This window comes from Leucobacter celer subsp. astrifaciens, from assembly GCF_001273835.1.
Taxonomy (GTDB): domain Bacteria; phylum Actinomycetota; class Actinomycetes; order Actinomycetales; family Microbacteriaceae; genus Leucobacter; species Leucobacter celer.
This window is the reverse complement of record NZ_JHEI01000131.1, coordinates 1-12,181: the sequence shown is the minus strand read 5'-3', so window position 1 is coordinate 12,181 and position 12,181 is coordinate 1. Positions and strand designations below refer to the sequence as shown.

Below are 12,181 nucleotides of genomic sequence, written 5' to 3'. Positions count from 1 at the left end.
CTTCGAACGCCGGGTTCGGGTGCGCCGGCGCCGGCGGGGAAGCGGACGCAGAGAGGGCCCCGGGATCCTGAACGGATCCCGGGGCCCTCTCTGTTGTCCGAGCCTACTTCGCGGCGAAGCGGAAGAGCTTCTTGTTGGCGAACTCGAGCATGCCGACCTTGCCGAGCTCACGGCCGTAGCCCGACTTCTTCACGCCGCCGAAGGGCACGTCGGCGCCCTCGAGGCCGGCGCCGCCGATGAAGACCATGCCCACGTCGAGCTGGTTGCCGACCTGCTCGGCGCGCTCGAGATCGTCGCAGATCACGACCGAGCCGAGGCCGTAGGGGGAGGAGTTGGCCAGCTCGATGGCCTCCTCGTCGCTCGACACCTTGTAGAGCTGCGCGACGGGGCCGAAGAGCTCCTGGCTGTAGACGTCCATCGCCGGCGTGATGTTCGAGATCACGGTCGGGGTGAAGACGTTGCCCTCGGGCTCGTTGTTGCCGACGAGCACCTCCGCGCCCTGATCCAGCGCACCCTGCACCTGGGAGGCCAGCGTCTTGGTGGCCTGAGCCGAGGAGAGCGGACCGAAGTCGTCGCCGTAGCTCTGCCCGCCGATCGCGGCGACGAACTTCTCCTTGAACTCGTCGAAGTACTTGTCGAGCACGACGATGCGCTTCGAGCCGTTGCAGGCCTGGCCGGTGTTCTCCATGCGGCCGCCCACGGCGTGCTCGACCGCGTGGTCGAGATCATCGGTGTCGAGCACCAGGAAGACGTCGGAGCCGCCCAGCTCGAGCACGCACTTCTTGAGCGCGCGACCGGCCTGCTCGGCCACGATCGCGCCCGCGCGCTCCGAGCCGGTCAGCGAGACGCCCTGGATGCGGTCGTCGGCGATGATGTCGGCGATCTGCTCGTGGGTCGCGAACACGTTGACGTAGGCGCCCTCGGGGAAGCCCGCATCGCGGAAGAGCTGCTCGAGTGCGAGCGCCGACTCGGGGCACTGCGCCGCGTGCTTCAGCACGATCGTGTTGCCGAGGATGAGGTTCGGCACCGCGAAGCGGGCGACCTGGTAGTACGGGTAGTTCCACGGCATGATGCCGAGGATCACGCCGGTGCCCTGGAAGCGGAAGAACGAGCGCAGGCCGTCCTCGACCTCGAGCTCCTCGTCGGCGAGCCACTTCTCGGCGTTCGCGGCGAACGCGGCCGTGATCGCACCCGAGAACTCCGCCTCGCCGATCGACTGGTCGAGCGGCTTGCCCATCTCGCGGTTGATGATGGCGCCCAGCTCGTCCTTGCGCTCGTCGAAGAGTTCGGCGGCGCGGGCGGCCAGTGCGGCGCGCTCGGCCACGGTCGTCTTGCGGGCCCACTCCTGGTAGGCCTTCTGCGCCGAGGCCAGGCTGGCCTCGATCTCCTCAGCGGTCGCGTCGGGGTACTCGGCAACGGTCTCGCCCGTGGCCGGATTGATGACGGCGAAGGTGCCCATAGATGACTCACTCCTTAGTGACTTCGTCGGGGATTGGTACGCGCCCAGTCTCGCACACCTCGCTGCGCAGCACTAGCTGGGCTCGCGCCGAGTTCTGAGCGTCCTACCGCGATTTATTCGACGAAATCGAAAGCGAAACCTCTTCTGAGCTACGGAATCAGTTTCTATCGGAGCTGCTCATGCCGCCCGTTCGCCACCACGGCCCGTGATCCCGGCGCGCGCGAGCAGCAGGTAGATCTCGCAGCCGAGGCAGAAGCCGATCGAAGCGTTGAGCGCGGCGGCCACGAAGGCGGCCGCTCCCGCGATCACGAGCGCCCACGGCACGCCGATGAGGTGCAGCACGAGCCCTGCTCCGACCACGACCAGCCCGACTCCCTGGGCGAAGCGCGGCGGACGCGGATCCTCCCACTCGGTCGGAGCCGACAGGCGGGGCTGGATCACCGCGCGGAACAGGGCGGAGAGGGGCTGGGTCTTCGCCGAGATCAGCGACCACGCGAACAGCAGTGCGACGAGGGCGAGGATCAGGAAGCCGGGATCGGCGACGCGCTCGCCCAGGGTCAGCGACGCCAGCGATCCTTCCGTCGAATTGCCGATGAGGGCGAATGCGATGCCCACGAGCAGCAGCAGAGAGGTGAAGCCCGCGCTCACCCGCGGGCCGCGCGCGTCGATGGCGCCGGCGGGCCGGTCTGCGCCGGCGGGGGAGCTGTCTGTGTCAGTCATGATGAGGATCTCCTGCGATCAGTTCCAGTTCTCGGGTGATGGTGCGACGGTCGATGGTGCCGGTGAAGCGGGATCGGGGCACGCCCCCGCCGTCGAGGATCAGCACGGTGGGCGTCTGCAGCAGCTTGTGCTTCGAGGCCAACCGGGGCTGGTCCGTGACATCGACGTGCACGAAGTCGACGCCTGCGTAGCGTGTGACGAGCTCTGAGAGGACACGGCGCGTGCCGGGGCAGCGGGAGCAGTACGCCGTGCTGAACTGCACCACCGTGCCCTCCGGGCCGAGGCGATCGACGCCGAGCTCCTGGGGGACCAGGCCGTCCCCGTGCTCGATGCGCCGCGCGCGACCGGGTCGCTTCCGCACGACCACGGCCAGGACGGCGGTCAGTGCGAGCAGCCCGAGGAGCGCGCCGAGAGCGAGCAGCGGGGTCACGGTCGGCTCCGCTCCGTTGCGGGGACGGAGAGGTTCCGTCGTCCCGTGAGGACGGGCCGTGCTGCGGCGAAGGCGGCGAACGCGAGGGCGAGCAGTGCGGCAGAGGCCACCGCGAGCCGCGTCGCCGCGTCGCCGAGGGCCCCGGTCTCCGGGAGCGAGCCGGCCGGAGCCGCCGTCGACGGTGCGACCTCCAGTGTCCGATCGGACACCGTCTCGACATCCGAGGTCTTGTCGTCCGTCACGGGCGCGTCGTCGTCCGTCACGGGCGCGTCGTCGTCCGTCGCGGGTGCCTCGTCGTCGATCGGAACCGGCTCCTCGTCGTCGATCTCGACCGGCGGTTCGCCGGACCCCTGCGCGAGGGAGAACGGCACGTGCAAGGTGAACGATGCGCGGGTGGCCTGCACGCCGAGCCGGGTCAGGGTCGGCCCGGGCGAACCCGCCTGGGTGGTGCCCGTCAGCGCCCGGGCGGTGGTCCAGTTGACGGCGGTGGTGATCGCCGTCAACACGGCCTCGCCGCTCTCGTCGTCGCCCGGCTGGAGATAGAAGGAGTCGCCCGGGGCGAGCACGAGGCTGCTCACCGGCTCCGCGCCTGCGTACGCGGCGGGTGCTGCGGCCGAGATCTGCGGCGCGGCGGTCGCATCCCCTCCTGCTGCCGGGGCGGGATCGGGCAGCGCGTCTGCCGGGAGCAGCAGGCCGGCCCCCGCGGCGGCGTCGAGGCCCGTGAGAGTGATCTCGGCGGCCAGTGCGCCCTCGTAGAGGAACGGCCCGATCGGTGCGGCGAGGTCGTCTCGTTCGTAGCGCTCCTGCGCTCCTGTGAGCGCCGCGGCGGGCTCGGGGTTCGGCACGGGCTGCGACTCGCCCAGCGCGACGAGATGCAGGTAGGTCTGCACCACGTTCGTGCCGTTCGCGTACTCGCGATACTCGTAGTTCGGCTGCGTGCCGAAGACGCCGAAGCCGGTGAACGCGACATCGCCGATCTGCACGGGCTGCTCGGGATCGGCGGCTCCGGAGAACACGATCCGGTAGATCGTCGTATAGGCTCCGTAGCTCGCGCCCGGAGGGATGTTGTTGCTGGCGCGGGTCTCGGGATCGCCGCCCGCGAAGGTGTGGCTCACCGATCCCGTGGAGACGTCGGAGAAGGTGACGCCGTCGGAACTGCGCTGCAGCCTCCAGGACGTCGGTGTGCCGCCCTGCTCGCCTCCCGCGAGCGTGGTCACGGCGTAGGAGCGGGGTTCGAAGTCGGCGGGGAATGCGAATTCGAGGATCGCTTCGCCGGGGCCTGCGGCGCGCCAGCCGGTCGAGGGATCGCCGTCGAGCACGGCCCCGGGGTCGAAGCCTTCCGCGGTCGCTGCCGAGGAGGCGGAGACGGGGCTCGCATAGCGTGTGGTGTCGAGGCGCTTGCCGTCGGTGAAGTGCCAGATCGCCGCCTGGGTGCCCGCGATCGCCTCCCAGTTCTTCACGTTCCCCGAGTTCTGCGGCAGCCGATTCGCGGCCTTCAGATCCGCGGTGAGCTGCGCCACGCTGAGCTCGGGGTAGGAGCTCTGGAGCACGCGTGCGACGGCGCCCTGGTGCGGGTTCTCGGTCAGGTGCCCGTTCGCGGACCAGTCCTCCTCCTGGAAGCGCGTGCCGCTCGGCAGATTCGGGCCCTGGGCTGCGTCGACGGCGGTGTCGGCGAACGCGGCCGAGTAGACGTTCGCGCTCTGATGGGCCCCCGTCGAGGTCAGGCCCACGAGGTCGGTCCGGGTCGTGGTGCCGTCGGTGAAGAAGATCCGCTCGAGGGTGGGGCTCAGCTCGGCGCGCGGGTGGTAGACGTAGCCGCGCTCGGTGGCCTCGCCGTTCGCGTCGTAGTGCTCGGGGGAGTTCTGGTCGATCTCCCAGCTCACCTCGAGGCTGTCGGTGGCGCGTTGCGACGAGCTCGAGAGCGTCGACAGCGTCTCGCGGGCGGCGAAGGGGGAGACCTGCTGCCTGCCGAAGATCGCGTGCACCGATGTCGTGGTGGCCGAGGCGGTCTGCGCCGAGATCGTCGCAGAGCCGGCTGCCGCGGGAGATGCGGTGGGCTGCACCCAGAAGGTCGTCCCGGCGCTCTGGGGGCCGGTGAGGGCCTGACCCGAGGCGTCGACGAGCCGGGCGGGGCCGGTGACGGTCGGCGTCGCCTCGATGTTCGCATCGAGGACGAAGGGGCCGAAGGCGCTCTGCGGCTCGACGGAGAACTCGGTGCGCCCCGTTCCGGACTGGATCTCGACGCGGGGACTCTGCGCCGAAGCGGGCGCCTGGCCCTCCGAGAACTCGAGCAGGTACTGGTAGAGGAGCTTGACGCGTGCGTTGTTCGGGTTGGTGTTGTCCAGGTCGAGCGAGACGCCATCGGTCAGGTGCCAGATCGCGGCCTGCGTTCCCGCGATCGCATCGCTCTCCGAGAAGTAGCCGGTGGGGAAGGCCTGATAGCCGGCCGTGGCTCGGAGCGTATCGCGCAGAACGGTCGTCGTGACGCGCGGATAGGAGTTCTTCAGGATCCACTCCACTCGGCCCTCGTTCTCCACGGCCGAGGCCCGGGGCAGTTCCGCCCAGGCCGCTTCGGTGTAGTCGTTGTTGTTCTGGGGCGGTGTGCCGCCGAAATCCACCGAGTAGCCGCTCGTGCTCGTGGCGCCGCTCTGGCCGGTCAGGTTGTAGAGCCGGGTGGAGAAGTTCGATGCGGACGCGGTGGTGCGGATACTCGTGCCCGAGGCCGAGCTGCCGAAGTACTTGTAGCGGTCGGACACCGCGGCCTCCGCCGGCGCGCCGCTCGCCCAGGAGGAGGAGAGGGCGAGCAGTCCGACGACGGCGGCGGTGAGGAGGAGCCGAGCGGGTCGTCGGCGAGAGGCCGGCGCAGGGCGCGGCGACGGGGAGGGGGTCATGAACACCGAGCGTAGGTTCGAGGAACCCGCAGGCCAAACACGATTGTTACAAAATGCAATATGAGCCATAACTTCACGCAATGCATTGCTGATATCGACGACATCGACGGGGAACAGCGTCGTCGCGGAGAGGCGGGAGCCGGTTCCCGGAACGTGCTCGGATGCCCCAGAATAGGCCCATGGCAAAACATACGCTGGGCAACGCTACCGACACGGGTCATATCCACGTCGGCAAGGGCCTCAATGCCGGGGCGCTCGGGGTGGTGGGCTCCACGATCATCGGCCTGGCCTCGACGGCCCCGCTCTACTCGCTCGCCGCGACGCTCGGCTACGTGATCCTCGCGGTCGGCGCGCAGGCGCCGCTCGTGTTCATCGTCGCCTGTGTCCCGATGATCTTCGCGGCCTTCGCTTACCAGGAGCTCAACCGCGAGATGCCGGACTGCGGCACCACATTCGTGTGGGGCACCAAGGCCTTCGGGCCGGTGGTCGGGTGGCTCGGCGGCTGGGCGGTCGCAGTGTCGGCGATCATGGTGCTCGCCAACGTGGGCGAGATCACCGGCAAGTACTTCTGGCTGCTGCTCGGCAATCAGGAATTCGCCGACAACCGTACCATCGTGGTCGCGACCTCGGTCGTGTTCATGGCGATCATGACCTTCGTCAGCACCATCGGAGTGCAGATGGGCGAGCGCCTGCAGATGGTGCTCATGACGGTCCAGATCACCGCGATGGTGCTGTTCGGCGTGCTCGCGCTCGTGCACGCGCTTGACGGCAGCAACGCGGGATCGGTCGCCTTCGACTGGCAGTGGTTCAACCCGGCCCAGCTCACCGAGTGGTCGGGCTTCATGGAGGGCGTGCTGCTGGCGCTCTTCATCTACTGGGGGTGGGACACCTGCCTCGCGCTCAACGAGGAAACGAAGAACCCGCGCAAGACGCCCGGACGCGCGGCGCTGTCGAGCATCGTGATCCTCATCATCCTCTACGTCGGCGTCTCGATCGCGGTGATGATGTTCGCGGGCTTCGGCGACACCGGCTTCGGCCTCACGAACGAGGCGAACCTCGATGACGTGTTCTCGGTGCTCGGCGGGGTGCTGTTCGGACCGTGGGGCTGGTTCCTGCTCCTGGGCGTGATGCTCTCGGCCGCCTCCTCGACGCAGACCACGATCCTTCCCACGGCGCGCGGCACGCTCTCGATGGCGGTCTACCGGGCGCTGCCCGCGAAGTTCGCCGAGCTGCACCCGAAGTTCAAGACGCCGTGGTTCTCGACCACGCTCATGGGCGTCACCGCGATCATCTACTACGTGGCGATGTCGATCATCTCCGAGGACGTGCTCGCCGACTCGCTCACCTCGATGGGTCTCGCGGTGGCGCTGTACTACGCCATCACCTCGTTCGCCTGCGTCTGGTACTTCCGGGATACGCTGCGCGACAGCGCGCGCAATCTCTGGATGCGCGGCATCCTGCCGGCGCTCGGAGGCCTGCTGCTCGGCTACGCCTTCGTGCAGTCGTGCATCGACATGTGGAGCACCGACTACAGCGAGACCGTGCTGCTCGGCGTCGGCGGTGCGTTCGTGATCGGCGTCGGTGCGCTCTTCCTCGGCTTCGTGCTGATGTCGATCTGGTGGCTGCGGCCGAACTCGAGGGTGTTCTTCCGCGGAGAGAGCCTGAACCGCGACACCCCGGTGCTGGTGCCGGACGAGTGAGTCGGGATCGCGGCGGGTCTCTGCCCGAGACCCGCTGCGCGAAACGTAACCGGGACTTCACGCACCGGTGACGGAGCGTAACGCGGAGGACACAGTCCTGCGCTGGAATGGTCGGCATGGGAACCCCCGTAACCGTCGAGGTCAGGCGGCAGACGCTTCCGGCTCGCACCGGTGACGCCGTCACCTGGGTCGAGGAGGGGCTCCGCCTCGCCCGCGAGTTCGAGGGGTGCCTCGGCGGCGGGGTGATCCGGGACAGCGGCGACGAGAGCGTGCTGCACGTGATCTACCGGTTCGCCGATGAGCGCTCGCTCATCGGCTGGGAGCAGTCGGAACAGCGACGGCGCTGGCTCGACGAGGGCTCCCCGCTCGTCCTCGATGCGCGGGTGCAGCGTCGCACCGGCATCGAGGGCTGGTTCGACGGGCCGCAGCTGCGCCGCAGCGTCGACACCCGCACCGGCGGCATCCGCACCGTCGTGGTGCGATCGGCCCCGCAGCGGTGGAAGCAGGCCCTGGCCATCTGGATCGGCATGTACCCCGTGAACGTGCTGTCGGCGTGGGCGATCTCGCTGCTGCCGTGGTGGGGCGACATCGCGATCCCGCTGCGGTCGGCGATGGTCGTGACCGTGCTCGCGCCGCTGATGACCTTTGTCATGATGCCCGCGGTGACGAGGGTCCTCCGTCCCTGGCTGCGCCGCAACCCCGGCGTCATCAGGAAGGAGCGTTCGCTGCTCGAGGCGCTCGACTCCCGTGCCGCCCGCACGCGCTGACCCGCGCGGCGACGGCGATCGCGCGCAGCGCCGATGATGCCCGGGTATTCTGTTCCCGATGTGCGGTGTCGTTCGGACGGCGTCGCTCGACGGTGAGTCTCAGCAGAGAAGGTGCAGGATCCGATGACGGAGCGATTCGACACGATCGTGGTGGGCGCGGGTGTCTCCGGACTCACCGCGGCGCGGCTGCTCGCTGCAGCGGGCCGACGGGTAGTGGTGCTCGAAGCCCGCGACCGGATCGGCGGGCGCGTGCACTCGGAGCGGGAGCACGGCCGCGTCACCGACCTCGGGGCCTCGTGGATCCACGGCATCTCGAACAGCCCCCTGCATGAGGTGACGAGCGGATTCGGCATGCCCGCGACCGAGTTCACGGTGGGCAGCTACCAGGCGGGCGGGCGGCCCATCGCCTACTACGGGCCCGACGGCGGGCGGCTGAGCGATGCCGAGGCGGAGCGGTTCATCGCGGATGTCGCGGCGGTCGACGCGCAGCTGGTGCGGGTGATCGCGGAGACGGCTGCTGACAGCTCGTACGCCGACGTCTCGGACGCCGCGGTGAGCGCCGTCGCGGCCGAGCAGGGGTGGGACCCGGAGCGTGCCGAGCGGGTGACCGAGTTCCTGTACCACCGCTCCGAAGAGCAGTACGGCGCCGACGCGGTGCTGCTCGACGCGCACGGCCTCGACGACGACGCGATCGAGGGCGACGAGGTAGTGTTCCCCAAGGGATACGATCGGCTCGCGACGCATCTCGCCGAGGGGCTCGACGTGCGGCTCGAACACGAGGTCACCGGCGTGCGCTGGTCCGAATCCGGGGTGGAGGCGACGACCGCCGACGGCGTGTTCGCGGCCGACCGAGCCGTGGTGACGCTGCCCATCGGCGTGCTGAAATCGGATGCCGTGCGGTTCGATCCGCCGCTGCCCGAGCCGGTGGCCGGAGCCATCGACGCGCTCGAGATGAACGCCTTCGAGAAGATCTTCCTGCGATTCCCCGAGCGCTTCTGGGAGTCCGACGTCTACGCGATCCGGCGCCAGGGAGATGCGGCCGAGTGGTGGCACTCCTGGTACGACCTCAGCGGCCCGAGCGGCGAGCCGACGCTGCTCACCTTCGCCGCGGGGGAGTGCGCCAAGCAGATCCGGGACTGGCCCGAGAATCGAGTGATCGCGTCGGTGATGACGGCGCTGCGCGAGATCTACGGGGAGTCGATCCCGGACCCCGCGCGCACACGCATCACGCACTGGCAGGACGATCCTTACGCGCGCGGCTCGTACGCCTACATGACCGTGGGGTCGCGGCCGGAGGACCACGACGACATCGCGACCCCGATCGGAGCCGGACCCGGCCGGGGCGCCGATGCCGCCGCGGCGGTGCTGCACCTGGCGGGCGAGGCGACCTGGACCGAGGATCCTGCGACCGTGACCGCGGCGCTGTGCTCGGGGCACCGCGCCGCCGAGCGCATCCTCGGCCGCGCGCTGCCCTACAGCGGGTTGCTCGGCGGCGTCGGCGGGTACTGAGGCGCGGCGTCGGCCGCGGGGACCGGGGCCGCGGGATCCGCGTAGGCGCCGGGGGCGGTTGCCGGCGGGGTCTGCGCGGCGTGCTCCGGCGGGGCAGCCTGGGCCGCCTGCCGCTCCTGCGCGGCACGGGCCGCACGCGCGCGGCCCCGGGACCGCGCGGCTCGCACGATGAGCACGATCGCGAGGGCCAGTACCGCCGCGAGCGCGAGCCAGGGCAGCAGGATCCCGAGCACCACCAGAGCGCCGGCTCCCGCCGCGCCGAGCGAGTCGATGCCGGCGAGCAGGCCCTCCCAGAAGTTTGCCGGCCCGCCGCCGGGCAGCGCCGACCTCGTGCTGAGCGACACCCAGATGGTCGCCTCGTCGACCTGGCCCTCCAGCGACTTCAGCTGTGCGCGCAGCCCGTCGAGCTCCTGCTGGCGCTGCGACAGCGCCGCCTCCGCCTCGAGCAGCTCCGTGGTCGTCTCGGCGCCGGCCATGAGCTCGGTGAGCCGCTCCACCGATTCCTCGAGCGCCGCGACGCGGGCCTGCAGGTCCACGTGCTCGGTCGTCACGTCGACGGCCGAGCGGCTCTGGGTGACGACATCGCCTACGCCGGTCAGCGCCGCGTAGGTCTCGTCGAGTCGGTCCTCGGGCACGCGCAGCGTGAGATCGGCACCTGCAGCTGCGTCACCGCTCGCGCGATGCACGGTCACGGACTCCACGGAGCCGCCTGCGCGCTGCGCGATCTCGGCGACCTCGTCGGCGGCGGCACCGGGGTTCGCGACCTCGATCCAGATCTCGCCCGTGCGGATCACCGAGCGCGAGGATCGATCCTCAACCGCCTGCGTGCTGTCCTCGAACGCTCCGTCTGCGCCGGCGGCGTCATGGGCGATCTCCGGGCCGGCGAAGCTCTCGGAGCTGGAGGCGCCTCCGCCGGTTCCCGGCAGGGCGGCGCACGCCGAGAGCGGCGCGAGGAGCAGAGCTGCTGCGAGCAGCGCGGGGAGGGTTGATCGACGCTTCATGGTCACACCATACGTCGCACCGGGTTAGGGCGGCGTTAGAATTCGGCGGTTTCGCCGGGCGTCGCCGGATCGTTATGGCAGCGGCAGGGAGAGCGTGCCGGTCTCGGGCGGCGGCTCGACGGTGCGGCCCTTGAGATCGGGGATCCAGCGGATCGTCACCGCCGCGCACACCGCAGCGATGATGAGCAGGCCGGTGGAGACGAGGATCGCCCCGTGGGCTCCGCCGGCATCGATGGCCACACCGCCGAGCGCCGATCCCGTGGCGACCCCCACGAGCTGGCCCGTGCCGATCCAGCCGTAGGCCTCGGCCGTCTCGGAGAACTTGACCGTCGAGCTCACGATGTTCGAGATCGCGGCGAACACCGGGGCCGTTCCGAGCCCGCCGATGAAGAGCACGACGCTGAGCCACCACATGTTCAGGCTCACCAGGCAGGCCGCGGTGCCGGCCAGGACGATCCCGATGCGCAGCAGCGGTGACCAGGGACGCATCGCCCGGTGCCCGATGAGCAGGCCGCCGACCAGTGAGCCGCCGGCGAAGATCGCGAGCACGATGCCGGACTCGATGCTGCCGTGCCCACCGGAGCCGCCGTGCCCGCCCGATCCGGCGAACGCGGCGACGATCCCCGCCTCGATCGCGGCGAACGAGGCCACGAAGAAGAACCCGACGACGGTGGAGATGACGACGGTCGGGTAGCGCAGCACCGCGCCGAGGCCGCGCCTCGACGGCAGCAGCTTCACCTCGCCGACGGCGCGGCTCATGATGAACCAGGCTCCGCCTCCGAGCAGGAAGGCGGCGGCGACGCACAGGCCGGCCGCGGTGCCGAACTGGGATGAGATGAACACCGCGACCACGGGGCCGAGCACCCAGATGATCTCCTGCGCCGAGGCGTCGAGCGAGAACAGCGCCGAGAGCTGGTTGTTGGGGACCAGCTTGGGGTACAGCGTGCGCACCGCGGGGGTGACCGGGGGCGTCGAGAGGCCGATCAGGAAGGCGATGCCGGCGACGATGGGGAGCGGAAGGTGCACGAGCGCGATCGCCACCAGCAGCCCGGAGCACAGCAGCGAGGTGATGGTGAGCACCCGGCGCATACCCCACCGCCCCATGAGGCGACTGCTCAGCGGACCCGAGATCGCCTGTCCGATGCTCTGCGTCGCGAGCACGATGCCTGCCGAGGTGAAGTCGCCGTAGGCGAGCTGGATGTGCAGCAGGATGATGATCGAGAGCATCCCGAACGGGAATCGGGCGGTGAGCTGCGAAACCAGTATGCGGAAGACGCCCGGATTCCGTCCCAGATCACGATAAATGCCCATCAGATCAGTATATGGGCGAAACCGTCATTCAAGACAGCGTTGAGCTTCGGATTCAGCGGCCGAAACCGTGGAATGTCGCCTATTCGAAGCGCTTGCTCCGCGGTCGACGCGCGAATCCCGCCGAGCCTCTTGGCCGTCCTCTCCACCGGGGCTACCGTGGAGGTATGACGGAGCACAACGACAACGGGAGCCCTCGCGAGCCGAAGCCCGGAGGGGACGCCGAGCTGGCCGCGGACCTCGAGGAGATCTGGCAGCAGGAATCGCCTGACACCGCCCGGCGCACGCAGGTCGCCGACGAGGTCGACGGAGAGCTCGGCACGCGTCCGGGACGCCGCGCGGGCGGCGAGGGATAGCGTCGCGCCGGGCCCCGCTCGCGGGGCCGCACCGTGCCCG

At 70.0% G+C, this 12,181-nt stretch carries 10 protein-coding genes; 4 read left to right on the top strand and 6 right to left on the bottom strand.

The window, feature by feature from the left end; translation table 11 throughout:
- Positions 1-103: 103 nt before the first annotated feature.
- The 4 genes from AMS65_RS00510 to AMS65_RS00495 form a co-directional block, all read right to left on the bottom strand.
- The gene (locus AMS65_RS00510) at positions 104-1,459 is read right to left on the bottom strand and encodes an aldehyde dehydrogenase family protein (RefSeq protein ID WP_053382232.1); all 1,356 of its coding nucleotides are present in this window, start codon (positions 1,457-1,459) and stop codon (positions 104-106) included.
- A gap of 177 nt (positions 1,460-1,636) precedes the next feature.
- A complete protein-coding gene (locus AMS65_RS00505; RefSeq protein WP_053382231.1) occupies positions 1,637-2,179 on the bottom strand; it encodes a DUF4395 domain-containing protein in 543 nt (180 codons plus the stop codon).
- On the bottom strand, positions 2,172-2,609 hold the full coding sequence (locus AMS65_RS00500; protein ID WP_053382230.1) for a thioredoxin family protein: 438 nt from the start codon (positions 2,607-2,609) through the stop codon (positions 2,172-2,174). The genes AMS65_RS00505 and AMS65_RS00500 overlap by 8 nt, the downstream gene beginning before the upstream one ends.
- On the bottom strand, positions 2,606-5,500 hold the full coding sequence (locus AMS65_RS00495; RefSeq protein WP_162231741.1) for a Cys-Gln thioester bond-forming surface protein: 2,895 nt from the start codon (positions 5,498-5,500) through the stop codon (positions 2,606-2,608). Before AMS65_RS00495 ends, AMS65_RS00500 begins: the two co-directional genes overlap by 4 nt.
- Positions 5,501-5,679: 179 nt before the next feature.
- Here AMS65_RS00495 and AMS65_RS00490 point away from each other — a divergent pair, with 179 nt between their 5' ends.
- The 3 genes from AMS65_RS00490 to AMS65_RS00480 all read left to right on the top strand — a co-directional run bounded on the left by AMS65_RS00490 (position 5,680) and on the right by AMS65_RS00480 (position 9,476).
- The gene (locus AMS65_RS00490; RefSeq protein ID WP_053382228.1) at positions 5,680-7,200 is read left to right on the top strand and encodes an APC family permease; all 1,521 of its coding nucleotides are present in this window, start codon (positions 5,680-5,682) and stop codon (positions 7,198-7,200) included.
- Positions 7,201-7,316: 116 nt separating this feature from the next.
- A complete protein-coding gene (locus AMS65_RS00485; RefSeq protein WP_157501993.1) occupies positions 7,317-7,967 on the top strand; it encodes an antibiotic biosynthesis monooxygenase in 651 nt (216 codons plus the stop codon).
- Positions 7,968-8,090: 123 nt separating this feature from the next.
- Positions 8,091-9,476 carry a flavin monoamine oxidase family protein gene (locus AMS65_RS00480; RefSeq protein WP_053382226.1) on the top strand — a complete coding sequence of 462 codons (1,386 nt, stop codon included), beginning with the start codon at positions 8,091-8,093 and terminating at the stop codon, positions 9,474-9,476.
- Here the strand turns inward: AMS65_RS00480 and AMS65_RS00475 are convergent.
- Both AMS65_RS00475 and AMS65_RS00470 read right to left on the bottom strand, forming a co-directional pair.
- A complete protein-coding gene (locus AMS65_RS00475; RefSeq protein WP_053382225.1) occupies positions 9,440-10,477 on the bottom strand; it encodes a DUF4349 domain-containing protein in 1,038 nt (345 codons plus the stop codon). The two genes, AMS65_RS00480 and AMS65_RS00475, sit on opposite strands and share 37 nt — an antisense overlap.
- Positions 10,478-10,549: 72 nt before the next feature.
- On the bottom strand, positions 10,550-11,788 hold the full coding sequence (locus tag AMS65_RS00470; RefSeq protein WP_053382224.1) for an MFS transporter: 1,239 nt from the start codon (positions 11,786-11,788) through the stop codon (positions 10,550-10,552).
- 164 nt (positions 11,789-11,952) lie between these two features.
- On the opposite strand from AMS65_RS00470, the gene AMS65_RS00465 reads away from it, so the two are divergent.
- Positions 11,953-12,141 carry a hypothetical protein gene (locus tag AMS65_RS00465; RefSeq protein ID WP_053382223.1) on the top strand — a complete coding sequence of 63 codons (189 nt, stop codon included), beginning with the start codon at positions 11,953-11,955 and terminating at the stop codon, positions 12,139-12,141.
- Positions 12,142-12,181: the final 40 nt, after the last annotated feature.

What these genes read in the sequence shown, in the direction of transcription:
- AMS65_RS00490 (WP_053382228.1), top strand. Translation starts at nt 5,680, where the DNA reads ATGGCAAAACATACGCTGGGCAACGCTACCGACACGGGTCATATCCAC.
- AMS65_RS00470 (WP_053382224.1), bottom strand. Translation starts at nt 11,788, where the DNA reads ATGGGCATTTATCGTGATCTGGGACGGAATCCGGGCGTCTTCCGCATA.
- AMS65_RS00510 (WP_053382232.1), bottom strand. Translation starts at nt 1,459, where the DNA reads ATGGGCACCTTCGCCGTCATCAATCCGGCCACGGGCGAGACCGTTGCC.
- AMS65_RS00485 (WP_157501993.1), top strand. Translation starts at nt 7,317, where the DNA reads ATGGGAACCCCCGTAACCGTCGAGGTCAGGCGGCAGACGCTTCCGGCT.
- AMS65_RS00465 (WP_053382223.1), top strand. Translation starts at nt 11,953, where the DNA reads ATGACGGAGCACAACGACAACGGGAGCCCTCGCGAGCCGAAGCCCGGA.
- AMS65_RS00505 (WP_053382231.1), bottom strand. Translation starts at nt 2,179, where the DNA reads ATGACTGACACAGACAGCTCCCCCGCCGGCGCAGACCGGCCCGCCGGC.
- AMS65_RS00480 (WP_053382226.1), top strand. Translation starts at nt 8,091, where the DNA reads ATGACGGAGCGATTCGACACGATCGTGGTGGGCGCGGGTGTCTCCGGA.
- AMS65_RS00475 (WP_053382225.1), bottom strand. Translation starts at nt 10,477, where the DNA reads ATGAAGCGTCGATCAACCCTCCCCGCGCTGCTCGCAGCAGCTCTGCTC.
- AMS65_RS00495 (WP_162231741.1), bottom strand. Translation starts at nt 5,500, where the DNA reads ATGACCCCCTCCCCGTCGCCGCGCCCTGCGCCGGCCTCTCGCCGACGA.